Annotated in this window: 24 protein-coding genes (1 of these 24 only partly in view); 14 read left to right on the forward strand and 10 right to left on the reverse strand. The window is 70.2% G+C overall.

Features of this window, described 5'->3' with window-relative positions; translation table 11 throughout:
- Positions 1–6: 6 nt before the first annotated feature.
- Both D455_RS32245 and D455_RS34565 read right to left on the reverse strand, forming a co-directional pair.
- Positions 7–327 carry a hypothetical protein gene (locus D455_RS32245; protein ID WP_152487069.1) on the reverse strand — a complete coding sequence of 107 codons (321 nt, stop codon included), beginning with the start codon at positions 325–327 and terminating at the stop codon, positions 7–9.
- A 546-nt stretch (positions 328–873) separates the two neighbouring features.
- Positions 874–1836, reverse strand: a complete 963-nt coding sequence (locus D455_RS34565) for a serine/threonine kinase (RefSeq protein WP_169552642.1) — start codon at positions 1834–1836, stop codon at positions 874–876.
- A gap of 413 nt (positions 1837–2249) precedes the next feature.
- Here D455_RS34565 and D455_RS35420 point away from each other — a divergent pair, with 413 nt between their 5' ends.
- From D455_RS35420 to D455_RS0115455, 4 genes are read left to right on the forward strand one after another with little or no spacing between them, the layout of a single operon-like run.
- Complete coding sequence (locus D455_RS35420; RefSeq protein WP_017571615.1) at positions 2250–2681, forward strand: hypothetical protein; 432 nt, start codon at positions 2250–2252, stop codon at positions 2679–2681.
- An 8-nt stretch (positions 2682–2689) separates the two neighbouring features.
- Positions 2690–4291, forward strand: a complete 1602-nt coding sequence (locus D455_RS0115445) for a serine/threonine-protein kinase (protein WP_040684904.1) — start codon at positions 2690–2692, stop codon at positions 4289–4291.
- Between the two features lie 48 nt (positions 4292–4339).
- The gene (locus tag D455_RS0115450) at positions 4340–6478 is read left to right on the forward strand and encodes a UvrD-helicase domain-containing protein (protein ID WP_017571617.1); all 2139 of its coding nucleotides are present in this window, start codon (positions 4340–4342) and stop codon (positions 6476–6478) included.
- 45 nt (positions 6479–6523) lie between these two features.
- The gene (locus D455_RS0115455) at positions 6524–6922 is read left to right on the forward strand and encodes a zinc-binding dehydrogenase (protein ID WP_017571618.1); all 399 of its coding nucleotides are present in this window, start codon (positions 6524–6526) and stop codon (positions 6920–6922) included.
- 82 nt (positions 6923–7004) lie between these two features.
- On the opposite strand, the gene D455_RS0115460 is transcribed toward D455_RS0115455, so the two are convergent.
- Both D455_RS0115460 and D455_RS32255 read right to left on the reverse strand, forming a co-directional pair.
- Entirely contained in the window at positions 7005–7631 is a 627-nt protein-coding gene (locus D455_RS0115460) for a hypothetical protein (RefSeq protein ID WP_152487071.1), read from the reverse strand.
- 386 nt (positions 7632–8017) lie between these two features.
- On the reverse strand, positions 8018–9235 hold the full coding sequence (locus D455_RS32255; RefSeq protein ID WP_017571620.1) for an NHL repeat-containing protein: 1218 nt from the start codon (positions 9233–9235) through the stop codon (positions 8018–8020).
- A 1263-nt stretch (positions 9236–10498) separates the two neighbouring features.
- Between D455_RS32255 and D455_RS34850 the strand changes: the two genes are divergently transcribed.
- The 4 genes from D455_RS34850 to D455_RS0115485 all read left to right on the forward strand — a co-directional run bounded on the left by D455_RS34850 (position 10499) and on the right by D455_RS0115485 (position 14438).
- Entirely contained in the window at positions 10499–10657 is a 159-nt protein-coding gene (locus D455_RS34850; protein WP_206539264.1) for a hypothetical protein, read from the forward strand.
- A gap of 96 nt (positions 10658–10753) precedes the next feature.
- Positions 10754–12337 (forward strand): exonuclease domain-containing protein, encoded by a 1584-nt coding sequence (locus D455_RS0115475; RefSeq protein ID WP_017571622.1) that lies wholly within the window; start codon positions 10754–10756, stop codon positions 12335–12337.
- 344 nt (positions 12338–12681) lie between these two features.
- Entirely contained in the window at positions 12682–12882 is a 201-nt protein-coding gene (locus D455_RS0115480) for a hypothetical protein (RefSeq protein WP_017571623.1), read from the forward strand.
- Between the two features lie 473 nt (positions 12883–13355).
- Entirely contained in the window at positions 13356–14438 is a 1083-nt protein-coding gene (locus D455_RS0115485; protein ID WP_017571624.1) for a type I restriction endonuclease, read from the forward strand.
- Between the two features lie 28 nt (positions 14439–14466).
- Here the strand turns inward: D455_RS0115485 and D455_RS0115490 are convergent, their stop codons facing one another.
- Entirely contained in the window at positions 14467–15804 is a 1338-nt protein-coding gene (locus D455_RS0115490) for a 7-cyano-7-deazaguanine synthase (protein WP_017571625.1), read from the reverse strand.
- A gap of 16 nt (positions 15805–15820) precedes the next feature.
- Entirely contained in the window at positions 15821–16384 is a 564-nt protein-coding gene (locus tag D455_RS0115495) for a hypothetical protein (RefSeq protein WP_017571626.1), read from the reverse strand.
- 297 nt (positions 16385–16681) lie between these two features.
- Here D455_RS0115495 and D455_RS0115500 point away from each other — a divergent pair, with 297 nt between their 5' ends.
- Positions 16682–17245, forward strand: coding sequence for a maltokinase N-terminal cap-like domain-containing protein (locus D455_RS0115500; protein WP_017571627.1), 564 nt, complete (start codon positions 16682–16684; stop codon positions 17243–17245).
- A 140-nt stretch (positions 17246–17385) separates the two neighbouring features.
- Here the strand turns inward: D455_RS0115500 and D455_RS0115505 are convergent, their stop codons facing one another.
- Positions 17386–18327 (reverse strand): VOC family protein, encoded by a 942-nt coding sequence (locus D455_RS0115505; protein WP_017571628.1) that lies wholly within the window; start codon positions 18325–18327, stop codon positions 17386–17388.
- Positions 18328–18537: 210 nt separating this feature from the next.
- Between D455_RS0115505 and D455_RS0115510 the strand changes: the two genes are divergently transcribed.
- The 3 genes from D455_RS0115510 to D455_RS34860 all read left to right on the forward strand — a co-directional run bounded on the left by D455_RS0115510 (position 18538) and on the right by D455_RS34860 (position 19943).
- Positions 18538–18897 (forward strand): MmcQ/YjbR family DNA-binding protein, encoded by a 360-nt coding sequence (locus D455_RS0115510; RefSeq protein WP_017571629.1) that lies wholly within the window; start codon positions 18538–18540, stop codon positions 18895–18897.
- Between the two features lie 169 nt (positions 18898–19066).
- Entirely contained in the window at positions 19067–19531 is a 465-nt protein-coding gene (locus D455_RS34855; RefSeq protein WP_206539265.1) for a LysR family transcriptional regulator, read from the forward strand.
- A complete protein-coding gene (locus tag D455_RS34860; RefSeq protein WP_206539266.1) occupies positions 19485–19943 on the forward strand; it encodes a LysR family transcriptional regulator substrate-binding protein in 459 nt (152 codons plus the stop codon). The genes D455_RS34855 and D455_RS34860 overlap by 47 nt, the downstream gene beginning before the upstream one ends.
- A gap of 38 nt (positions 19944–19981) precedes the next feature.
- Here D455_RS34860 and D455_RS0115520 read toward each other — a convergent pair whose 3' ends face one another.
- A complete protein-coding gene (locus tag D455_RS0115520) occupies positions 19982–20722 on the reverse strand; it encodes an SDR family oxidoreductase (RefSeq protein ID WP_017571630.1) in 741 nt (246 codons plus the stop codon).
- Between the two features lie 99 nt (positions 20723–20821).
- The gene (locus D455_RS0115525) at positions 20822–21610 is read right to left on the reverse strand and encodes an oxidoreductase (protein WP_026122663.1); all 789 of its coding nucleotides are present in this window, start codon (positions 21608–21610) and stop codon (positions 20822–20824) included.
- Positions 21611–21977: 367 nt separating this feature from the next.
- On the opposite strand from D455_RS0115525, the gene D455_RS0115530 reads away from it, so the two are divergent.
- Together D455_RS0115530 and D455_RS0115535 are read left to right on the forward strand one after the other, a co-directional pair.
- A complete protein-coding gene (locus D455_RS0115530; RefSeq protein ID WP_017571632.1) occupies positions 21978–22691 on the forward strand; it encodes an OBAP family protein in 714 nt (237 codons plus the stop codon).
- A gap of 488 nt (positions 22692–23179) precedes the next feature.
- A complete protein-coding gene (locus D455_RS0115535) occupies positions 23180–24016 on the forward strand; it encodes a peptidoglycan recognition protein family protein (RefSeq protein WP_017571633.1) in 837 nt (278 codons plus the stop codon).
- 246 nt (positions 24017–24262) lie between these two features.
- Here the strand turns inward: D455_RS0115535 and D455_RS0115545 are convergent, their stop codons facing one another.
- Positions 24263–24512 carry the final stretch of an HD domain-containing protein gene (locus tag D455_RS0115545; protein ID WP_017571635.1) on the reverse strand. 344 nt of this gene lie beyond the right edge of the window, so the window shows 250 of its 594 coding nt (coding positions 345–594); its start codon lies beyond the right edge, outside the window; the stop codon is at positions 24263–24265.

The following is a 24512-nucleotide window of genomic DNA, read 5'->3' on the forward strand; positions in this document are numbered from 1 at the left end:
CTTCCCTCAGAAGTTGACCGGTCGGGGAATGGACGGAACGGCGCCCCCGAAGTCGGAGGAGGACTGGTGGTCCGTCTCCGAGAACTCACCACCGGCGTGTCCGCTCTTCTCGGCGAGACTTCTGCTGCTCATCACGGCGAGACGAATGCGTTCGTTGCCTTCGATGTCGTAGTCCACCAGGGAACCGCCGAGCTCCGGCGCTCCGGAGTAGAGCGGAGAGATGTCGTTGCCGAAGTCCCGGGCGAGTGTGGCCATGCTGTCGGCCATGTCCGCCGCGCTGCCAGCGGAATTGACGGCATCGCCCGGGTTCGCGCCTGCATCGGCCATGTGTTTCTCCTGGGGGAAAGGGGGTTTTGCGCTGACCCTAGCCAAGGAGGAGCGTCTTCGAGGACGATGGGAGCGGACCGGAGCGCACGTTTGGCCAGAAAATCCGGTCCGTCCCTGGTGAGCGCGCCAGTTCAGGGGCTTTCCCGTTCCCCTCCGTGTGCAATGGGAGAGAAGGGGTAGATCCTTTTTCTCACGAGTAGGATGCTCTGGCCTGCGAGTTTCTGGTATCCGACGCTGTGAACGGTGCCTTGGGATATGGCCACATTCGGCCATCCCGCGCCTCGCGGCTGATCGAATCGTCCACACGGTCGCCGACGCAAGCCCAGCCGCTTCGGTCGCCCCAGCCGCCTCGGCGGTACCGCCCGCACCGGGTCGACACGGTTGCTGGCCGCCCACGCCCTCGCGAGCAGCCCCGGAGCCCCGGCCCGCCACCTGGTCACGGTCCTGCCGTAGCGACCCGTCCAGCCCCGTACACACCACGGCGACCGTGTCAGCCCTCGGAGGACCGGCACGGCCGTGTCGCGGAGGGTTTCTCCTGGAGACCGCTCAAGCCTGGCGCCAGCGGAACCTGCTGTCTTCAGCCGTGGTCGTGCACTGCATGAGGGTGCCCTTGGACGTGTACCCGTACTGCCAGTGCTCGGAGCAGAACGCCCCGGGGTGTACTCCTTGCGCGTGGGACGGAGCCTCCGGCTCGGGTTCGGGCTCTGGTTCGGGTTCCGGGGCAGGCTCGGGCGCAGGCTCCGGGGCGGGTTCAGGTTCAGCTTCCCACTCGGGCTCGGGCTCGGGTTCTGGTTCAGGTTCCGGCTCGAAGCGCGGATCACCGATCTCGTCGGGGCACTTCTCGTCGGAGCCGACGACATGTACCTTCACCACGAACCTGTCCCGATAGGGTGCCGCGCTCTCGGCCTCCCCGGGGTGCTGCGCGCACACCAGGTAGTCGTCGGCCTCGTCGAGGTCCGGGGAGTCAACGTCGCCGAACGCGGACGACACCTCAATACCGGAGATCCCCGCGCTCTCGGTCCACTTTCGCGCCTCGGAGACCGTGCCGCCGACGAAACCGGGCAGGGTCGGCCACTCTTCCGACGCATGAGGGTCGTCGGGGCAGTCGGTGCCCGTGGGGGCGATATTCAGGTGGACCACGGTGCCGTCGACGTCCTGGGAACACACCAGCATCGCCGAACGATTCCACGCCGAGCCGTCCTCAGCGGCGGCGAGGTCGCGCTCGCCCAGGCTGAAGTAGGCGTCGGCGACCGCCTCCTCCGCGTCCGGCAGGCTCAGGCCGACCACGTCAGGCGCGGTGGGGGTCGGTGACTCGCTGGGGGACGGCGACGGCATGGCCGCCACCGATTCGGCTTCCGGTGCCGGTGTTTCGAAGGGAACCAGGGACAGCAGCAACAGAAAACCGATCCCGACAATGAACGCGGATCCTCCGCAACCGGTTCCTTCTTTTGTGCCGATCGGCAAGCCCGCCTTCAGTCTCGGCGGGCGGGCTGGGTGGGGGATGGTCATGGATACTCCAGAATCCACGTGCGGCAGGGCCGGCAGGCACCAGGAGAACTGGAGCGCGGGCTGGTGCGGCTGACCTGCGCGAAGCTATACCAATCGGCTGCCCGATTTTCGGGAAAAGCCCAATCCCATGCTGATCGTCATGTGAAGGTTATGAGGGATTGTTGGAGTATGGGCCGAGGGAGAGCCTCCGTGAAGAACCCCTTCTCGCCCGTAACCGTCACGGGCGCTACCTGGTCGGCATGTGCCTGCGACGCATGGACCTGTGCCAGCCCGTCTAGGACACTTCCTCCACGCCCCTCGTCAAGGACGAGATCCTCCGTTTCCACCGGACCGACCGTGACAGGCGGGAAGCCGCCCACCGCGTCCCGCTCCTTTTCCACCACGGCCCACAGCACCGAAGGAAACCCGACACCATGGGCGTGATCGAGTACGGGGCCGAGATCCCGGACATCGACGTCGACCAGGTGGCCCAGCGCGTCCTCGACAAGGGCGGCGCGGACCTGGGTGAGGTGCTCCAGCGGAGCTGGGTCCACGACCTCGAACCCGGCGAACCCTCCCGTTGGGTGCGCCTGCGCGGCACCGGCGACCAGATGACCCTCAGGGGCAGGAAGATCGACACCTGGCCGCACATCCCCGCCTACCTGGAGATCGAGGCCGACGGCCGCGCCGAGGTCGTGCGAGTCGCGGTGTACCCGCACCACCACCGGCGGCGTGGGATGTGCGTCAAGGGACCAAGGTCCCTGCGCCACCCCGGTTCCGGCCCCGTAGGATCTCCCCGCAGAGAAGAGGACCACCATCCGTGCGGGCCGGGCCGACCCGCCACCGCCCGTCCGCACCCGACCTAAGGGGCCTGGTGCACGCCACACCCGAGCGGATCGCCGACCGGTACGAACTCGTCGACACCATCAGCACCGGTGGCATGGGCCGGGTCTGGCGCGGCTACGACACCGTGCTCGACCGGCCGGTCGCGGTCAAGGTGATCCGCCCCGACCTGGTGGCTGACCCCAGGCTCTACGACGAGTACGCCGACCGGTTCAGGCGCGAGGCCCGCGTCACCGCCCGTATCGAGAGCCCGGGCGTACCGGCCGTCTACGACGCCGCCGTGGACAAGGACAAGGGCTCGCTGTACCTGGTGATGCAGCTGGTGCGCGGCGTCTCCCTCGCCGACACCATCGACGAGAGCGCCCCGATGCCGGTGCCCGCGGCCGCGGCGGTCGCCGCCCAGGTGTGCGCGGCCCTGGCCGAGGCCCACGCGGTCCCCGTCGTCCACCGCGACCTCAAGCCGGGCAACATCATGGTGGCCGACGACGGCACGGTGAAGGTCCTGGACTTCGGGATCGCCGCCGTGCTGCGCACCGACGTCACCCGCCTCACCCACACCGGCAGCATGCTGGGGACCTACGCCTACATGCCTCCCGAACAGGTGCGCGGTGCGCCCGCCACCCCCGGCAGCGACCTGTACTCCCTGGGCTGCGTCCTCTACCAGATGCTCACCGGCCGGACCGTGTTCCCCGCCGACTACACGCACTTCCAACTCCAGGTCGCGCACGTGGAGGAGACTCCCTCACCACCCTCGGCCCACGTGGACGGTCTTCCCGAGGACCTGGAACGGCTCGTGCTGGACCTGCTCGCCAAGGACCCCGAGGACCGGCCCGCCACCGCGCAGGACGTCCACGACCGGCTCGTTCCCCACCTGCCCCGACCCGACCCCCTCGCGCCGGACAAGCCCCTGCCGCCCGGCGCCCTGCCCGACCCCACCCGCCCCTACCGGCGTCCCGTTCCACTCCGCCCCCGGGCGACCGTGCCCTCGCCAACCAAGCCGCTGCCCTCCACGCTGGTGGATGCCACCGCGGCCACGCCCCCGATCGCCGGTCTGGCCCCCGGAGAGCTGACCGAGGCCGACGGGCACGCCCAGGCCCTCATCGGCGAGGGGCGCTTCGCCCAGGCCATCGGGGTCCTCGACGACGTGATCGACCCGGCCGTGTCCGTGCTGGGAGAGGAGTCAGCCCAGGTCGTGGAACTGCGCCTGCTGCGGGCCAACGCCCTGGCCATCAGCGGGGACGCGCGCCGCGCCCTGCCCGAGTTCACCACCCTGGCCGACATCCTCCAGCGCCAGGCCGGGCCGCAGGACGAACGCGCCCTCATCTGCCGGCAGCAGGCCGTCTACTGCATGGCGCAGCTGGGGGAGACCACCCGAGCCCTGCACGAGGCGGAGGGGCTCCTGGAGCGGTTCCGCCGGGTGAGCGGGGACCGCTCCGAGGACGTGTTGGACCTGCGCCGGGAGATGGTCCTGTGGCGGCTGCGTTCGGGAGACACCGAACGCGCCTCGTCCGAGCTGCCCGCGCTGTACTCTGACCTGCGCGCGGCCTACGGCCCCGGCGCCCCCGAGACCCGTCAGGTCGCCGACCTCCTGGACCGGCTGGGACGGGGTCGGCTGGGGCGGAGCCGGAGCTGAGCCGGACGGTCGCCCGAGTCGCCCCAGCAGGAACGGAGCCCTGACCCCATGCCCCAACTCGCCCTGGGAAAGCAGTTCTTCGCGAGCGGTGAGTACGACGAACTCCCCCCGTCGGCCCGGAAGAACATCCGGACCGCCATGGAGAAGTTCAGCCTGCTCACCCCCGCCGAACTCAAGGCCGACAAGGGACTCAACTTCAAGCCTCCCCAGGGGCGGCGCAACCGCAGCATCTTCACCTTCAGGGTGGACAACTTCTACCGGGGCGTGGTCCTGGCCCCCGAGAGCGGCGACAGCTACACGCTGCTCAAGGTCATGGCGCACGACGACGCCTACGACTGGGCCAACAAGCAGGACGCGGGCGTCAACCAGCTCACCGGAGCGGTGGAGATCTGGGACGCCGAGGCGTTGGAACGGGCCACCACGGACCTGGAGGGGAGGGCGGTACCGTCCGACCCGGAGCGGCAGCTGTTCGCCGAGGTCTCCGACGGCGACCTGAGGACCCTGGGCGTCACCGACAGGGTGCTGCGCGCGGCCCGTACCATCGCGGACACCGACGAACTCGCCGGTATCGTCCCGCTCCTGCCCGAGGACCAGGCCGAGGTCCTCCAGTACCTCGCCGCCGGGTTCTCCGTGGAGGAGATCTGGAGGGACATCGTCGCCCACCGGCCCTCCGGGCCCGTCAGCGGCGACCTGGACACCGCCATCCGCAACACCCCCACCCGGATCAAGCTCGTCTCCGGACTCGACGAACTGGAGGAGATCCTCTCCCAGCCCTTCACCGTCTGGCGGACCTTCCTGCACCCGGCCCAGCGCAAGGTCGCCTACAAGGCCAGCTATCCCGGCAGCTACCAGGTCACCGGAGGCCCCGGCACAGGCAAGACGGTGGTGGCCATGCACCGAGTCCACCACCTGCTGTCCTACCTGCGCTCCGACGAGCGGATCCTGCTGACCACCTTCACCAACACGCTCGCCTCCGCGCTGAGGGAGGGTGTGCGACAGCTGACGGACGACCCCGCACGGCTGGAGCGGCTCGACGTCACCACGGTCAACGCCCAGGCCGCCGAGGTCCTCACCGAGGTCGCCGGGGGCGCAAAACCCTCCTACGTCAACGACACCCAGGAGTTGGAGCGCTGGCGCGCGCTGGTGGAGGAACGCCAGCTGCCGTGGACGGCCGAGTTCCTGCTCCAGGAGTACCGCCACGTCGTCCTCGCCCAGCGCATCGACACCCTCCCCGAGTACCTGTCCGCCACCCGCCGCGGACGAGGACGACCCCTGAACGAGGACCAGCGCACCCGGGTGTGGGAGGTGGTGTCCGCCTTCACCGACCGGCTGGCCGCCGACGGCCTGCGCACGCAGTTGCAGGCGTGCGACGAGGCCGCGCGTGCCCTGGAGGAGAAGGGGCCCCGCTACCGGCACGTGGTGGTCGACGAGGCCCAGGACCTGCACCCCGCGCAGTGGCGGCTCCTGCGCGCCCTGGTCGCTCCGCGCCCGGACGACCTGTTCATCGCGGGCGACCCCCACCAGCGCATCTACGACTCGAAGGTCTCCCTCAAAACGCTCGGCGTCAACGTCGTGGGGCGTTCGCAGCGCCTGCGTCGCAACTACCGCAGCACCCAGCAGATCCTCACCTGGGCCGGACCGCTGCTGGCGGGGGAGAGGGTGGAGGCCCTCGCGGACGGGGGCACCGAGTCCCTGTCCGGGTACCGCTCGGCCCTCCAGGGCCCCAGGCCCACCACGCACGCGGCCACCGGCCAGAGCGAGGAACTCGACGTGCTCGTGGACACGGTGCGCTCCTGGATCGACGGGGGAGTGGAGCCGGCGTCCATCGCCGTCGCGGCCCGCTTCAACTCGGCCGCGCGGCGGGCGGTCAACGCCCTGACCGAGGCGGGCGTCCACGCCCGCGAGCTGCGCACGGCGGGCCCGGACGATCCGGGCGTACGCGCGGGGACGATGCACTCCCTCAAGGGACTGGAGTTCCGGTGCGTGGCCGTCATCGGCGTCAACGACGGCGCCGTGCCCTACGCCCGGGGCGTCACCCCCGAGGAGGTGGACCCCCTCCAGCACGAAGCCGACCTGATGGCCGAACGCTGTCTGCTCTTCGTGGCCTGCACCCGGGCGCGGGACCACCTGCACGTGTCGTGGTCGGGGCGGCCGAGCCCCTTCCTCGCCGAGGCGGACATCGCCTGACCCGGCCGAGGGGAGGAACCGTGTATCGGATGAGCGCGAGCACGTGTGCAACGAGGTCGACGGCGGGCGCACGGTACGGTCGTCGTCATCGCGGTCACCAGCGGCGACAGGGCCGCCGAGGTGCGCGCCGCCGGTCCGCTGGTCTCCCGGCTCATGCCGCTGACCCGTGACGACGGGCGGTGGGTCATCGCCGGGGCCGTCGCCGGAGCGGTCGTCGAGTTCGACCTGCGTCGGCTGTACCTGCACGACATCAGCCTCATCGGCTCCCCGATGCACACGCGCAAGCACTTCGCCGCGCTGTTGCGTACGGCGCGCAGAGGCGCGGTCCGGCCCGTGATCGAGGCCCGGTACGCGCGGGAGGACCTCGCCGCGGCCCAGGAGCGGTTCGGGCGTCAGCGGCACGTCGGGAAGATCGTCGTCGCGGTCGAGGGACACCAATGGTGACAGGACGGGTGTCCCCGACCATCGCGCACGCGGTCGCCAGCCGGGGCGGGGCACCCGACGTGCGTGGGCGCCGCCGCCCGGGCTACCGCGCGTGGAGCAGCGCGTTGACGTCGTGGGGATCGGTGTGCATCCCGGTCGCGGGGTCGAAGACCCTGCCGTCGCGGGAGCAGTAGAACAGGCGCGACCACACCTCGTACAGGTGCTCCCGCAGGGGCGCGCGCCGACGGTAGCCGATCCAGGCCCAGGCCCAGCTCCCCAGGGCGAGCACGGCCACGATCGGGCCGACCACGACCGTGCCCTGGTAGACGGCGTCGAGCCGCCCCGGTTCGGTGACCAGGAGGGCGGTGGCCCCGAAGGTGGCGAGCCCGGCGAGCATCCCGAACCGGGGCCCGTACCTCCGGACGACCAGGGTGGGCACCGCGATCCACAGGAGGCACAGGAACATCAGCATCGACGTCATGGAATCCGTGCCGACCAGGGCCAGGACGGTGAAAAACAGGGCGAAGACCCCCAGCTGGAACCGGGAGCGGTTCGGCGGCTGTTCCAGCCACAGGTCCAGGGTCTGGGCCAGCTGGGTCTGGCTGTGCGAGTGGAAGTGGTGGTGGGCGGTGGAGCTCCCCACGTGTACCGGGGTGGAGCCCGCGTAGCCGGTCGCCCCCGGGACGTACGACGTGCCCGTGAACGAGGTCTGCGAGCTTCCCGCGCTCACGATCGCCGGGACACTCGCGATCTGGTCCGACTGACGGCAGACAGGGCAGGAGGTCATGAACACGTCCCGGAAGCAGAGGGAAACGGACAGCCGCCAGCGTAGCGCGAGGCGTCCGACGGTCTCTGGCCGATACCGGCCACCCCGCCCCCCGGGACGCCGTGGTGAACACCCGTGGTCCGGGTCTTCGGATGCCAGCCGGGGCCCTGACCTGCTTGGAGCCGTTCGGCCAACACGACCCCGCCCGCGTACACACGTCTCCTCCGCCCGTGGAGGGGACGCGATCGCCGGTACCCCCGGCCGCGACCGGCAGTGAGCGCGTACCGGAGAGCCGTGGGGTTCTGGAGCGGCACATGCCGCTCCCTCGGCTGCCCGTTCTCCGAGAGCTCTCAGAAGAGGGTGAGCGGGGTGTCGGCCGCCGTCCAGTACCAGTTCTCGGGGCGGTGTTCCTTCTTCAGCCGCGTCCGTTCCCCGCGGAAGCGCGTGAGCGCGTCGACGACGGTACCGGGCAGGTCGGCGAGGTCGTCGGGCACGGGAACGGTCAGCACGAGGTGCTGCTTCTCGTGGGTGAGCACCAGGTGCCCGGACGGGTCGAACTCGTGCAACCGGAAGTGCGCGAGCGGCTTGTACCCCTTGTCCTCGGTGGACAGGTGCAGCGTCCTGGTCCCGGAGTCGTCGAACACGTACAGGCCGAAGGTGTTGAGGTGGAAGATGCGGCGTCGCCGCTGGTCCACGACCACGTCGTAGCGCATGCCGCGGGCCGCCGAGTCCCGGTAGGTGTCGAGGTCCAGGTGTCCCACCACCTTGCCGTCGGTGTTGACCAGCGCGAACAGGAAGTCGCCGCCGCGCTGTCCCGCGTGCTTGTGCCAGCCGACCGCCAGGGCGACGAAGGTGGAGTCGTCGACGGGTACGGCGTCGCGCACCGTCTCGGCACGTATGCCGAACCGACCGCCGCTCTCCGCGTCGAGTTGCCCGACCAGCTCGGTACGGGGAGTCCCCTCACCCGAAGCGCCGGTCGGCGGGCAGTACCGGGGGGCATGGCCCGCGGGCGGCCGCTCACACATCAGCGCGGTCACCGCGGTGAGCGCGGGCAGCTCGGTTCCGACCGGCTCGTGTGAGAGTGCCACCGTGTTGTCGCCGAGCAGGCACAGCGCACGTCCGGACGGGGTCAGCCGCGTCCTGAACGCCCACCGCTTCGCCTTGGGCGCCGTGACCTCCGCCGTCGAGTCCAGGTCCGGAGTGAAGGCGAACGCCCGGTTGTTCCCCGTGGAGTACAGGACCCTCCCGTCCGGGAGGAGGCTCAGCGAACCCGGGTGGTAGCCCCCGTCGCCGACGATCGAGCCGGGGCGTCCCCAGTCAAGGAAGACCTGGGCGAGAGGTGTCCCGTCCGGGGCGTACCGGGACAGCACGTGCCCGAAGGTCTCCTCCTCGTCATAGTCGGAGTCGTCGTAGCGATAGGGGTTGTAACCGACCTCGGAGAGCACGTAGCGCTCCCCGTCGGGCCGTGTGCACACCGCGCGGTGCCTCCACGTGAACGTGTTGGCCGGATCGACTCCCCGGTCGCGGACGAACGCCTCCGGGAGCCGGATCGGATGTACGCGGATCATGCGTCTCTTCCCCCTCTTCGTCTGCTGGTGGCCATGACCCTAGGGACACGGGGTGACGATTCGTCGATCCTCACCATGCTCCAGCGGACACATGGTCCCGGGTACGGGACCGGACCGCGTTGGCCGATCCCGGTCGACTCGGGGCTGCTCCTCGCGCCGGAGGCACCCCACGCCCGCGTGCCCGGCCCGGTCGGGCTCGAACGGGCGGCCAGCGCGGTGCCGTGGGCGGTGCCGGTCGAGGAGCATGATCCGGACGCTGTGGCGGTACCGCGCCTTCGCCCACTCCGGGCGGCGGGAGGCGCGGAACTCGACTGACTGTGGGGTGTTCGGGCGGTACTCCGACGACCGAAACCCGATTGTTAACAAGGTTCACAGCATTGCCGTGTATCCTTGTTTCAGCGACGCAGAAGCACGCTTTCGGTGTTATGACGGCGGCGCAGGCCTTCGGGTTGACCGGCTCGGAGGCCCACCCTCCAGACAGGGCTTTGGTCCCGAAAGGGATGTGGCCCCTGTCGCTGCTGATCGGAGGACGCGGTGGCGAAGGAGAAGTCCGGCCCGGAGAACGGCCGGGCGCCCCGTCTGGTCGGTCTCGGCCATACCGGGGTGCTCTGTGGATACCCGGGGTGTGAGGACCGCGACGCGAGCGAGTCCGTGATCCGGGGGCGCGGCGACATCGACCACGACTTCGGTGGAACCTCGATGGAACCCCGCTGCACGAAGCACCGGGGTATGGAGGCGCCGCGCGCTCCCCGCCCGCGCACGCCCCTGCCGGTCGACTCGGGGTGGAGGGCGAACCGACCCACACGGGGACCGTCGAACAAGGCGAGGAGGAAGGCGCAGCCCTCGTCGGACGGCTCCAGGTCTCGTACGGAGAGGTTCACCCCCGCCCCCAGAGCCATCGACGTCCCCGAACTGAACAGGATGCGCACGCGCGCGAAGGCGCTCCTGCCCAAAGAACCGGAGCGGACACTGGAGATCTGCGCCCGTGCCCTGAAGGAGGAACGGCGGCTCCTCGCTCAGGTGGGGCAGCGGGTCAGGACGACGATGGACGACTTCCGCCAGCTCCGTCGTGAGGCGAAGGCCAGGGTCGAGGGCCGCGGCCAAGGCGCGAGGGTCCCGAAGCCCCGGCGGGTTCCGCCCCCGACCGAGCGGAGGACGCGCGGCGTCCCGCGGCCCCGGGGCGGTGAAACCGCCGGGCCCGTGAAGGCACCAGGGCTCACGACGCAGGAGCACACGCGGCTCGTCAGGATGTCACACAGGGCCATGGCGGAAGTCGAACGGCACCCCGAGCTGGCGCTGGACGTCTGCGACGAGGCTCTGGCGCTCCTGAAACACAGGAGCGGCAGCGCGACGCTGCGGAAGAAGTTCCGCCGCGTCCGTGTGGAGGCCCTGATCCAGCAGCGCAAGCGCCCGCGCCGGTAAGCGCGCTTCCCCGCCCCCACCTGACGGCCGTCGCCGCCGCCCCCTGACCCCGGACGCGCACGGCCCTCCCCTCGAAATCCCGTACCGGAGGCGCGTATGTTCACCCAGGGCCGCCTGACCCGAGGCCAGGGAACCGATCCGCGACGGATGCCGTTCGCCGTCCTGGACGTGGAGACCACCGGGCTCGACCCGCGCGGGGGCCACCGGATCTGTGAGGTCGCGGTGGTGCGCATGCGCGGCGACGGCACGGTCGTCGACGAGTACGCGACCCTGGTCGACCCCGGACGTCCCCTCACGGGGGAGGAGTTCCACGGCATCACCGCCGCCCAGGCGGCCGACGCGCCCGCCTTCGCCGACATCGCCGGTGACCTGATCGCCTACCTGTCCGACGCGGTGGTCGTCGCGCACAACCTGCCCTTCGAGGAGGGGTTCCTCGAAGCCGGGTTCGGTGCCCTGGGCATGCGCCCCTCCGGACTGCCGGGGCTGTGCACGCTCCAGGCCTTCCGCACCCACCTGGACCGGTACGCCTACCGCCAGCACCAGCTCTACCAGCTGATGACCGGCGAGTGGATGCAGGGACAGCACCACGCGCTGGCCGACGCCCGTCACCTCGCCCGCATGCTGTCGGTACTGGTGAACGAGAGCCCCCAACCGCTCGCCTGGGTCGGGCCCGGGCCGGTGCCCGCGCCGCCGGTGCCCCGCAGCGGGCGGATCGCTCCGCGTACCACCGGTCTCCGCAAGGGACGGGAGGGCTGGCTGGCCAACCTGGCCGCCGGACTGCCCGACATGAACCCCTCGCCCCACCCCAACCTCCAGGGCGTGGCCGCCTACCGTTCCATGCTGGGGCACGCCCTCACGGACGGGAGGATCGTCGGAGACGAGGCTCAGCAGCTCGCCCTGCTCGCCACCCGGGCGGGGTTCACGCAGGCCACGGTGCGCCGGGTGCACGAGGAGGTCCTGCTGGAGGCCCGCGCCCGCGCCGAGGCCGACGGGCGGGTGACCTCCACCGAACTCCGGGAGCTGGAGAAGGCCGCGAGGAACCTGGGAGCGGGGCACGTCATCCAGGACCTGCTCTACGTCGCCGACCAGGAGAAGGCGCGCAGGAACGGCCCGCTCCGAGGCTGGCGCGTCGTGCCGGTGGGGGAGAGCGGGCCGGTGAGCGCGGTCGTGGACTTCGCGGTGTCCCACGGCGCGACCGTCGGGGTGAACGTCACCAAGACCGTTCGGCTGGTCATCGCCGAACCGGCGGCGGACGACGTGAAGGTCCACAGGGCCCGCGAGGCGGATATCCGGGTGGTGACCCCGGCCGAGGCCTGGGACCTGCTGAAGGCGGCCGTCGACGGGGCGGAGCGCGGTCTGTTCGACGACGGAACCGGCGCGGTGGTCGCCGCCCAGCTCCGGGCCGAGCACCAGGAGGAGAGGGACGGCAGGGCCTGGCAGACGTTCTGGCGGCCCCGGGAACTGACCGATCGGCAGTACCACGAGCAGTTCGTCGCACCCTTCGAGCGCCGCGACCATACGGCGGCGTACGCGCGCCGACCGGATCGGGGACCCCGGAAGATCAACGCCAGCATCCCGGTGGAGGCGCGGAAGGAGGGCGGCGGCTGCGCGGGCGCGGTGCTGCTGTTCATGGCAACGGGCACGGCGGTCGCGGCCCTCACCCAGCTCTGGCCCCTCTAGCGAATCTCACGTCCCCTTTCGGGGCCAGAAAGGTTTCCCATGTCAAAGAACGCCGTGTCACCCAGGCTCAGTATCGATCCCACGTTCCCGGAGCGTCCCCTTTCCGCTCTTCGAAGGACCGCGGAGGACCGGGAGAAACAACGCCGAGAGGACCGGTACTCCAGCAGTGTGTTTGGTTGGATGGGTGCGGGTGCGTCACTCTTCCTCTCCATGATGGTCGGCGCCGTGGCATCGAAGGGGTTCCGACCACGGGGGAACGTAGTCGGCAGGCCGCCGAACGTGCCCTGGACACCCTGGACGCGGAACAGGAGAAGACCGCGCACCAGGTGGACACCATCGTTCATATGGCTGGTCAGGTCATCGAGGCGGAGCGTGACCTGATCGACCGGGTCAACGCCCTGCGCCTGGAGAGCATGCGGGTCGATGACCCCTGGGTCCACGCCGCGGCCGAGGTCGACTCCGAGTCGCTGGACTCGCTGTCGCGTGCCCGCGACACCGGGCGGCGGATCGCGGAGCTCGCCACTTCCGAGAGGAGGCCATCCTGAACCGCGGCGGCAGCCCCGTCGAGTGAGCGCGATCCCCGGCCCGGTGGCACACGTGTTCGCCCAGGGTCTTCGTGGCCGGTTCGTGATGTGCTCTTTTCCCGGGGATGCCAACGTGGGAATGCGGACTCGCGTCCACCTGGTGTGGTTCGTCTTCCGGCCACGGAACCGAGGGCGGACGGGCCCACGCCGAAGGAGACGGTGGGAAAGGGGCGGTTCCACACCAGAAGTGCACGGCCTGGTGGCCCGGTAACGGCGCCGGGACCAGGTTTCCGTCCGGAGAGGTGCCACGCGAGGTCAACGGGATCCCGCCGGGCGAGCGGCAGGAGGCCCCGTGCCCGCTGTTCGGGGAGGCGGGCGCCGTCGGAATGGCCGAAAATCTCCGGTGCGTCGTTATAACGAATGTGTTGACCGGTGGATGTCGGTCTTTATCCCTTGCTAGGGTTCCCTGACCGGGTTGCCGTAGAAGGGCCGTTATGGAATTCGACGAGAAGGTTTCCGCGCTCAGCGCCAAGGTGCAGAAGCAGCGCGAGATGACCCAGACCGAGGAAGCGGCGAAGAACGCATTCGTCATGCCATTCATCGCGACGGTCCTCGGGTACGACGTCTTCGATCCGCGCGAGGTGGTTCCCGAGTTCACCGCCGACGTCGGGATGAAGAAGGGGGAGAAGGTCGACTATGCCATCATGCACGACAACGAAGTGCAGATGCTCATCGAATGCAAGAAGTCGAACGGTGGGTTGAAGGTCGAGCACGCCTCCCAGCTCTACCGGTACTTCTCCGTCACCAACGCACGGATCGCGGTTCTCACCAACGGCGTGGAGTACCGCTTCTACACCGACCTCGAAGCACCGAACCGCATGGATTCCCGCCCGTTCATGGTGCTCGACCTGGGCGACGTCGACGAGAGCCTCCTGCCCGAGCTGTACAAGCTGACCAAGGCCTCCTTCGACCTGAACTCGGTGATCGACGCCGCTGAGAAACTCAAGTACATCGGCGCGATCAAGCGCACACTGGCGGAGCAGTTCCAGGAGCCGGAGGCCGACTGGGTGAAGTTCTTCGCCGGCCGCGTCTACGACAAGGCCTTCACCAAGAAGGCGCGCGAGCAGCTCACGCCGCTCGTCCGGGAGGCCGCCTCCGCCTTCCTGGACGACCAGGTCAACGTCCGGTTGAAGAAAGCGTTGGAGACGACCCGTCCGCAGACCGAGGTGGAGCCGGCCAGCAGTGAGGACGTCGCGGAGGAGGACCTGGAACGCGGCACGGGAATCGAGACCACCCTTGAGGAGCTGGAGGGCTACCAGGTCGTCAAGGCGATCGCGTGCAGCGAGGTCAAGCCCCAGCGGATCACGCAGCGGGACTCCAAGAGCTACTTCGCCATCCTGTTGGACGACAACAACCGGAAGCCGATCGCGCGCCTGCACTTCAACGCCAGGTCGAAGAAGTACCTCGGCACCTTCGACGCCGCGAAGAACGAGACCCGTCACCGGCTGGGGTCGATCGACGAGATCTACCTCCACGCCGAGAAGATCCGCGAGGCGGTGCGGAACTACCTCGGCTGATGTCCGGTCGGGTCCGGTGGCTCGGTGCTCAGGGGAGCGGCGCGGTCTCCTGAACACCGAGCTCCGCGGCGACGGCGGGTAGGTCCCACTCGGCGGCGTAGCGGCTGAACAGGTCCAGCAGCTCTCCCCGCCGCTCGGGCCGGAACGAGTCGGGGTCGCACACCAGGTCGGGGAACTCCCGCACCATCCGCCTCCACGACAGGCCCTCGCTCATCGCGTGACGCAGTCGTGCCACCTGCCAGGTCATGAGGTTGTGGTGTTCGAGTTTGCGCTGGGGGGTGCGCCGCCGGGGAGTGGGGACATCGCGTCCGGCCGCGGCCAGCGCCTGTCGGCGCAGCAGACACGAGGTGCAGCCGCCGCAGTGCGGATGCGTGCTGCCGCCGCTGCCGTGATGGGCGAACCCGGTGTCGCAGGAGATCGTCTCCGCCAGGAGCTTGTCGTACTCGTGCTCGGCGGGCACCCGCCGCACCATCTCGGCCTTGGTGAGGTGGAAGCAGCGGTTCTCGATGCTGAAGGGCGCCCTGGTGATGCCCTCGGCGAGGCGCTCCATGTACCGGAGCGTCTTGGGGTGGACGGCCCGCGCCGTCTGCGCACCGACCTGGCCACGGGAGAGCGCGAGGTTGAGGGCGCCGGGACCGTTCTCGTACAGGCGCAGCGAGTCCTTTCCCAGGGCGATGGCCGAGACGACCCCTGCCGCCAGGAACACGAACCCGCGTGTGCGCACGGTGTCCTCGGTGTTGTTCATGTGTACCTGGAGGGTGAAGGAGAGCAGACCGCGCAGCCGCGGGAGGGAGGAGCGCAGTCCGTGGAAGACACGTGACTGGAGATGGTGCATCCGGTTGTTGGTGCTGACCGACACCGCCGACAGTTGGTCTCCGGAGGAGCGGAGGTCATCGATCATGCCGCTGACCGAGTCCAGTCCGCCGGAGAAGAGCGCGGCCTCCCCGATCAGCTCCGACATCTCCAGATCCAGACTCTGCTTTCGGTAACTGAGGACTTCTCCCCGGAGGAACTCCAGCTTCCAGGCATCCGCCGTCAACCATTCCAGCAGGTCCTCGACATGGTCGGCGTGCGCGGACCACCATTCGGGGTTCTGTACGGGTACGGAGGCCCTGATCGTGCGCGACCACTCCTGGCCGCTGCGCCATTTGTGGCGAGCGGGTCGTCTGAGGTTACGGTCGACGGCCATGCACGAGGCTGCGATCCACCACAGGTCGGCGGCGAGGCTCCTCTCGTCCAGGAGGGAACCGAAGAGATCGGGGATCGTCGCGGTGAGGGCGCCGCTCTGGTCGAACACCCCGGCCTCTCCTGGTCCGGGCCCGCCGTCGGAGCGGAAGGTGACGGACGTGGTCCTCTCGTCGGACACGGAAACTCCTCGGGGGTCAGCGGAGGAAGGGCTGGATCAGGGCACGGAGGATCGCTGTACCGAAGGTGAGGTCGGCGAGTTCGAGAAAGTCCAGGGCGTCCTCGACGCCGGGGGCGTCCCCCTCTCCGAAGGGGGCGATACGGTCCAGGCCGTAGCGCCGCAGTGCTCCGAGAACGAAGTGCTCACCGACCAGTTCGGCGAGCTCCTCGGCCTCCATCCCCACCAGATCGGCGGGGTCCTCACTGGACAGAACGACACTGACGGCCTGGTTGAGCAGCGCCTGCATTCCCGAGGCCCGTGTGCCCGCGCACAGGTCCACGGAACGCGGCCCCTTGTCCCGTATGCGTTCGGCCAGCGCCCTGGTCTGATAAGCGGCTTTCCACAGGTCGGGCTTGCCGAGTTTGTCGGTGATCTGTTCGAGGGCCCTCTCGGCCCTGTCCTTGGCGGTGTTGAGGGGGAGTTCCGCCTGCCGGGGCTCTCGGCCTTCCTCCCGGGTGCGGGCGGCCAGGTCCCTGAGCTCACCGCACAGGGGATCGAGGGTACGTACGCGGTCGCGGGTGTGTCGGTCGTCGTCGGGCACGCGGTCGCCTTCGCCTGTCGGGGGAGGGTTCCCCTGAGATTCCCCGGACAGTTGCCCTCGGCACCGGTTTCGACCGGATTGGCGAATACCGGCCATGTGGTGCGTGTGCGTTAGTTGCCCCTGTTCCATGGGAAAGAGGCGCTTTTCCAGTCTCCGTGCCCGGGAGTGCGCGACACGGTGAGGACCCGTCGGGCATGGACGTCAGGAAGAGTCGGACACTCATGTGCGGCGACAGAGGCGAGGCCGGGGCTCACCCCACCGCATCCCAGGGAGCCCCCGTGCCGGATACTGGTGCCCATGGCGATCATTTACCAGGCCACCCTCACACCGAGTAAACCGACGCTGCTTGGCACCTGGCTGGACGGCCAGCCGTGGGCGGGTCGGGGGACCGACGAGATCCTCGGCGCGTACAGGTTCGACGACCCGGAGGGGCAGGTCGGGGTGGAGGTGTTCCTGCTCCGGCGCGGGGACCGCCTGCTCCACGTGCCGCTGGCCTACCGGGGCGCGCCCGTGCCAGGTCAGGAGGACCACCTGGTCGGGACCACGGAGCACTCCGTCCTGGGAACGCGCTGGGTCTACGACGGCACCCGGGACGAGGTGGCCCTCGCGTGCTTCCGGCGGGCCCTGGCGGGCGAGCAGGAACAGGCGGAGCTGGAGATCTGGGAGGGCGACCGCCGTGTGGACAGCAGGCCGCAGCAGGTGCTGGTCTCCAGGGAACCCGGCAGCGGCGACGGCGGCACCGCGCCGGGACGGGACGGACGGGTGCTGATCCCGCACGTCCTGGACGGTGAGCCCGAGGGCGGGCCGCGGCTTCTGGCCCGGTGGGGCGACGAACAGGCGGTGGTCGCGGCGCTGGTCTAGCCGGTGTCCCCACCTCCCCAGGGTCCACAGCACCTCTCACGGACCTCCCGGGAATCCGCCGGCGGGGGAGCGGGCGTAGCCCTCCCGCCCCCTGCCGGTGTCGGCCGGGCCCCGGGACGGGACCCGCTCGGAGCGGACGGTCACCGGGCCAGGAGTTCGTCCGTGCTGGTGCCGGGAAGGGCGACCGTGACCTGTGTGCCCCACGGGTCGCGGAGGACCACCGACCGTCCGGTGTCGGCGTGGTCCAGCCCGTGTGCCTTCAGGCGGGCGATGAGCGCGTCGAGGTCCTGCCGCGCGGGCACGGTGATCGCCACGTCGCCGAGCCCCAGAGTCGACGCGCGCGGGCCCGCGCCCGCACTGTTCCAGGTGTTCATCGCGACGTGGTGGTGGTAGCCGCCCGCCGAGGCGAACAGCGCGCCCGGGTAGGTGTCGACCGTGGTCTCGAACCCGATCGCGTCGACGTAGAAGGCCCTGGCGGTCCCGATGTCGCCGACCTGGAGGTGGACGTGTCCGACGCCGCCCGCCCTGCGCGGCCCCTCGGCGACGACGGCCTCGTCGAGATGGGTGCGCAGGTAGGCGTTGGGGTCGAGGTAGAGGGTGTCCATCCGCAACCGGCCGCTGGCGTACGTCCACTCCGAGCGGTCACGGTCGGCGTAGAGCTCGATGCCGTTGCCCTCGGGGTCGGTGAAGTAGAAGGCCTCGCTGACCAGGTGGTCGGAGGAACCGACGAACCGGCTGCGCGGGTCCCGGGCCGCGCGGTAGACGGTCGCGGCGAGGCTGGCCGGATCCTCGAACAGGAACGCGGTGTGGAACAGCCCCGCCTGACGCGGGTCGACCCCGGGCAGGTCCGGGGTGGAGACCAGCCGCACCATCGGGGTCCGGCCGCGGCCGAGCACGCGGTGCACCTCGCGGCCGCGTGACCGTTCCTCGATGGGTTCCAGGGCGAGCGCGTCCGAGTAGTACGAGCTCATCGACTCCAGGTCGCCCACGTGCAGGGTCACGGCGTCCATGCCCGTGGCGTCGTTCAGGTTGCGCTCGTCCACGGACGAGGCCCGCGGTGTGGGGTCGACGGAGTCGGACATGGTGCTCTCCCAGGGTCAGTCGGTCCGAGGTCTCCTCGGAGGAGGCCGGGTGCCTCTGCTCGGACCAACGTTATCCGTAGGAACTTTCTTCCTGGTTAACTAAATGGGGTTGGTGGTGTGGACCGCTCGGGCTCCCACCGCCGCCGGAACGACCGTGCCATGGGGGCCCGCGGTGTCCGCCCTGTCGGTGGTGTGTGGTTGTCTCCTCCCATGGGTGTGGAGATCGAGCGGTTCGAGCGGTTGGTGAGGGCGCTGCCGGAGTGCACGCGCAAGGAGTCGGAGCGGTACACGACCTTCCGTGTGCGCGGCAGGCCCTTCGGTTACCTGTGGCCGGACACCGCCACCGTGGGGCTGAAGCAGACCCTCCTGGAGCAGGCCGCGCTCGTGGCCGAGCGGCCGGAGGTGTTCGAGGTGCAGTTCACCGCGGGCGGGTTCGGCTGGGTGGTCGTCCACCTCGACGGGATCGACCTGGACGAGCTCAGCGAGCTCACCCTGGAGGCCTGGTACCTGACCGCGCCCGAGGAACTGATCGCCTCCCCGCCGACCCCGACGTCGCTGGTGCGGGCCTGACCCGGTGCGCCGCCGGTGGGACTGCCTGGCAGCGATGCCCCGACCTCGGCCCGCAGGGCTGGTGACCAGCACGGAGTAAACGCCCCGCATCCCATGTTGGGACGTTCATCGCCACAACGACCGGGAACCGGTTGGACCGCGGTCCACCGTGGGGAGGGGACGCAAGCCGATGAGCCTTCGTCAGTACGAGTACGCCCTGGCCGTCGCCGAGGAGGGGTCGGTGACGGCGGCGGCGGAGCGGCTGCGCGTCGCCCAACCCTCGATGTCCCAGCAGATCCGCGCCCTGGAACGGGACCTCGGCGTGGAACTGTTCGCCCGCACGCCGACCGGACTGGTGCCCACCGCGGTCGGCCGAGCGTTCCTGCGTGAGGCGGAGATCGCGGTGAGCGCGTCGCGGCGGGCGAGGGCGACGGCGCGGGCCGGTGCCGACGAGCTGGCGGGCGAGTTGGTGGTCGTGGCGCAGATGGGCTTCGGCACGCGACAGCTGCCGGGTGCGCTGGAGGCGCTGCGCCGCCGCTTCCCGCGGCTGGGGGGCACCNGCCGAGCTGGACCGGCTGTGCCGTCGGGGCACGCTGGACCTCGCCCTGATGGCGGCGTGCGAGCAGAGCCCCGACGACGCCCACCACCTCGGTGACGAGGAGTTCGTCGTGGTGCTGGGCGCCGGGCACCGGCTGCTCTCCGAGGACCGGGTCGGGCTGCGCGCCCTGGAGGGAGAGCCGTGGGTGAGGTTCGACCGCGACAGCGCGCTCGACGGCGTGCTGCTGAGCGTGCTGCGTGACAACGGTCTGACCCCGACCACGGCCGCCCGCGTGTCCCAGGCGGCGACGGCCGTGCGCTGGGTCGCCCACGGGTTGGGGGCGACGCTCGTCCCGGCCTCCGTGGTGCCCCACGGCTACGAGCACCTCGCGCGCCCGGTGTCCCCGGCCGTGTCCCAGCCCGTCATCGCCGTGGTCCGACACGACCCGGGCCCGGGGGAGACGGCCCTGCTCGAACTCCTGCGTCAGGAGATCTGGCACGCCACGGCCTCCCTCTCACTGGTGTCCTGACCGCCGGGGGCGGCTGGAGGCCCGTGGACACGACGAGCTCAGAGCTGGCTGGCGCCACCGTCCACGGCGAGCTCGGTGCCGGTGGTGTAGGTGGCGTCGAAGGCGAGGAACGCGGCCGCCACGGCGATCTCCCCGGTGGTGCCGAAACGCCGCATGGGGTTGTCCGCGACCCGCTCCTCCTTGAACCGCTCGGCGGCCTCCTCGGACATCGTGTTCTCCAGGACTCCCGTGTCGACGGGGCCGGGGCTGATCGCGTTGACCCGGATCCCGCGCGGAAGCAGTTCGCGGGAGAAGCTGCGGGCCATCGAGCGCAGCGCCGCCTTGCCGGCCGCGTAGACGCTGGCGTCCAGCATGCCGATGACGTTCGCGATCGAGGTGGTGAGGACGACTCCGGCGCCCGTGCTCAGCAGCGGGGCGAGCTTCTGCACGGTGAAGTAGGCGCCCTTGACGTTGATCGCGAACAGCTCGTCGTACGTCTCCTCGGTCACCGACCCGAAGGGTGTGGGTGGTGCGATGCCGGCGTTGACGAACAGGGCCTCGACCGTGCCGAGTTCGTCCTTCACACGGTCCGCCAGGGCGTCCAGGTCGGACAGTGAGGACACGTCGCCTCGGACCGCCGTCGCGTTCTCACCGAGCTCCCGCGCGGCGTCGAGCGTGGCCCGGGAACGACCGGTGATCACCACGCGGGCTCCGCCGTCCACCAGCAGCTTCGCTGTCGCGAACCCCAAGCCGCTGCCGCCACCCGTGATCACCACGTTCTTGCCGCTGTACTTTTCCATCGCAGGATTCCTCCGTCTTCTCCCGGAAACCGGTGACGCGCCCGGAGGCGCTGGTCGGAATGCTTTTCGCCGAAACCGAAGTTCCGGAACCCGTCGGCGTCAGCCCATGGGGAACTCGCCGCCGTCCAGGACGAGACGCCTCCCGGTCAGCCAACCCGCCCGGTCGGACGCGAGGAACAGCACCGCGTTGGCGATGTCGTCGGGCCGGCCGTCGCGCCCCAGCGGCGGGGCGTCGTCGGGGTTGCTCTCCGCCTGCGCCGCTCCCATGCGCGCGGTCACCTCCGCCCACCTCTCCCGTGTCGCCTCGCCTCCGGGGGTGGCGACCCTGCCGGGAGCCACGGCGTTGACCCGGACGCCGCACGGGGCCAGCTCCAGGGCCAGTCCCCGGCTGTAGTTCTCCAGCGCCGCCTTCGCCGGGCCGTAGTGCAGGAACGGCCCCGCCGGGGTGAGGACCGCGGCCGAGGAGACGTGTACGACCGCCCCCGAACGCCGTTCCCGCATTCCCGGTGTCAGCAGCGAGTCCAGCCGCACCGCCGCCAGGTAGTTCAGGTCCAGCGCGTCCTGCCACGCCTCGTCGGGGATGGCCGAGGAGCCCTCGTACGGTCGCGCTCCACCCGCGTTGTGGACCAGGACGTCCACTCCGCCGAACGTCTCCCGCGCGACCGCGGCGAGCGCTTCGGCCCCGGCCCGTGTTCGCACGTCGGCCTCCACGAAGGCGGCGCCCTCCGGTACCGTGCTCGTCGCCGACCTGGCGGTCGTGAGCACCTCGGCACCCGCGTCCAGGAGTTGGCGCACGACGGCCGCCCCGATTCCTCGGGAACCACCCGTGACCAGAGCCCGCTTTCCCGCGAATTCCTGTTTTCCCGTCCCGTTTTCTACAGTGGTCATCCCACCGGCCCTCTCGATTGCGTTTCTTTCGCCCGACGGAAGAAGATATCGGGGCGCGCAGCGCACGAATCCTCGGACAGACCGTGGCGGGCGCCCCGTTGATGTTTTTCACGGTACGCCCGGAAAAGAGCGAGAAGCAAAGACGGAATATGAGCGGACGCCATAGGGATTTCCTATGGCACCCCGGTGCCCCCGGACCTGGTTTCCGCCCGGCTGCCGAGCGCCCCGCCCGGGGTCGCCCTCACCCCGACCGCCGGCACCTCCACCGGAGCCATGCGGGCCGCACGGCCGTCTCCCCTGGTTGCGGGCTCATGGGTCGTGGGTAGGGGCGGAGCACCGAAACGGCTTCGAGGACTGGAGGACCACCGTGAGCAGCAAGGAGCGCGGGAGCCCGACCACCCCGGCGGGCGAGGGCAAGGGGGCGTGGCTCGCCGCACTGGAACAGGGGGCGAACCTCATGCAGGACACGACCCCGTTGAAGGGCTTCGACGTCTACGTGGTGGGGTTCCACCCGGCCAAGGACGACCCGTACATGCAGATGGAGGCCCACCACTACTGCCGGGTGGTCAACGACGACCTCATCCAGTGCGTCCTCTTCGACGGCAACACCCGCGAGGCGAACCTCGTCGGCGTCGAATACATCGTCTCCGAGAGCCTCTACGGGGGCCTCCCGGCGCAGGAGCGTGCGTACTGGCACCCGCACAACTTCGAGATCCTCTCCGGCCAGCTCATCGCTCCCGGCCTTCCCGACGCCGCCGAGAAGGCCTTCATGAAGCGCCTGGTCAACAGCTACGGCAAGACGTGGCACACCTGGCACACCGGCCGGCACGACGACGGGCCCGGCCACGCGCTGCCGATGGGCGACCCGATGCTCATGTGGTCCTTCAACCGGGACGGCGAGTGCGACCCGTCCCTGGAACGGGACCGGGAGCAGGCCATGGGGCTGGACACCGCCAGGACCCGGAGGGAGCGCCAGTCCCTCGTCTCCGAGGCCCGTCCCCAGGAGGGCGTGAACACGCTGAGTGAGCACTTCACCGGCACCTCACCCGTTCCCGGCGTCGTGGACGCCGAGGACGGCTGAGCCGCGGTCGGGGCGGGACGCGACTGTCGGCGGCCACGAGGCCGACCGCGGTCACGGACTCCTTCCCCGGTCCGTTCGGCCCCAGTCGCCCGGCCGTCGACACACGGTCGGACTGTGGGGATCCCACATGGGACGAGTTCTTCGTGCGGTCGACGGCCACATTGACGGCGGGCGGTAGCGTGTCCTTTCCCGGAGGGCTTCGGAGAGGGCCATAGCGCTGTCCGCGTGCCGGCGATCGTGTGGGTTCGAAGGAGTCGTACCAGTACTTCCTTGCGTTACCAGGAAATACGTCGCACATCATGTCTTTCCCTGCCGTTTCTCCCCGCTGCACCTAAGGCATGAGGGGAGAACTGGCTACGGGTGTTATGGGCTCCTTCCCCGGCCGGAATCGGCCACAGAAACACGCGGTGTGACCCTTTGCGCACCGTGGGGTCCTTGTCTTTTCATGAACTGGCAAGTAACCCTGCGAGCTACACGAAGGACTCCCAGTGACCAACACCCATCGGTCAGAACCGGACAGGCGTAGCATCCTGCGCGGAGCCGTCATCGCCTCGGGCGCCGCCGCCCTCGGCGGAGCTCTCGGCGCGGCCGGTACCGCGAGCGCCTCCGCCCGGACCGCCGACGCGAGCGCCTCCGTCGAGGCGGTCAGGCCGTACCTGTACTGGCGGGGTGCCTGGGGTGCCCGCCCGGCGAGCGGATCCATCCGGGTTCTGGCCACCCCGCCGCGCTACATCGTGATCCACCACACCGCGACGTCCAACAGCACCGACTACACACTCGACCACGCACTGCGCCTGTCCAGGTCGATCCAGAACTTCCACATGGACACCAACGGGTGGATCGACACCGGACAGCAGCTCACCATCAGCCGCGGCGGCCACGTCATGGAGGGCCGCGACCGCACCCTGGAGTCCGTCGGGGCGGGCGACCACGTCGTGGGCGCCCATGTGGCCAACTACAACGGCACCTGCATCGGCATCGAGAACGAGGGCCTGTACACGAACGCGAGCCCGACGAGGGCACTGACCGACTCGCTGGTGCAGACCCTGGCGTGGCTGTGCGGGGCCTACGGGCTCAATCCGTACAGCGCGATCCTGGGCCACCGCGACTTCAACGCCACCGCGTGCCCCGGCGAGGTGCTGTACTCGATGCTCCCCGAGCTGCGTGACGGGGCGGCCCGGACGATGCGGGCCCAGGGCATCGCCATCGCCGAGCGGGAGGAGCCGGGCGGGGACGGCCCCACCTACCCGCCCGTGCCCGAGAACGAGCCGGACCACGAGTTCTACCACGGTCCCGCCAGGGGCACGGAGGACCTCACCCGCTGAGGGTCGTGGGCGGGCACCGGTGACGTTCCGGAGGCGGCGACGCCCTCCGTCACCTCTCGCCGGACCCCGGGGGCCGGCCGCGCACCACCGACCCGTCGGCGGGGTGCGGCTGGCCACCCCCATGGGCGTGGAGACCGGGTGGGCGGCGGGTGCGTCGGAGACGGAGACCCCGGCCTTCCTGGCCGGGGCCTGACCACGCTCGCCACCTCCCCCCGGGGCGGAGGGGGCAGCGGCCGGGAGGCCGGCTCAGACCAGGGCGTGGCCGTGGGCGGCCACGAGCGGGGCCAGGTCGGGAGTGCCGAAGCGCGTGCGCAGCTCCTTGAAGCGCATCGCCTTGTCCTCGCCGAAGCGGGCGACGGACACGGCGTAGGAATCGGCGGAGACGAACACCGGCGGGTTCCGTTTGCTGTGGAACTTGTCCGCGTACATCACCAGTTCCTCCTCGGCGGACTCGGCCACGTAGTCCCCCTCCGGGAGGGGCAGCCGCTGTTCGCGG

This window comes from Nocardiopsis halotolerans DSM 44410 (assembly GCF_000341065.1).
Lineage (GTDB): Bacteria > Actinomycetota > Actinomycetes > Streptosporangiales > Streptosporangiaceae > Nocardiopsis > Nocardiopsis halotolerans.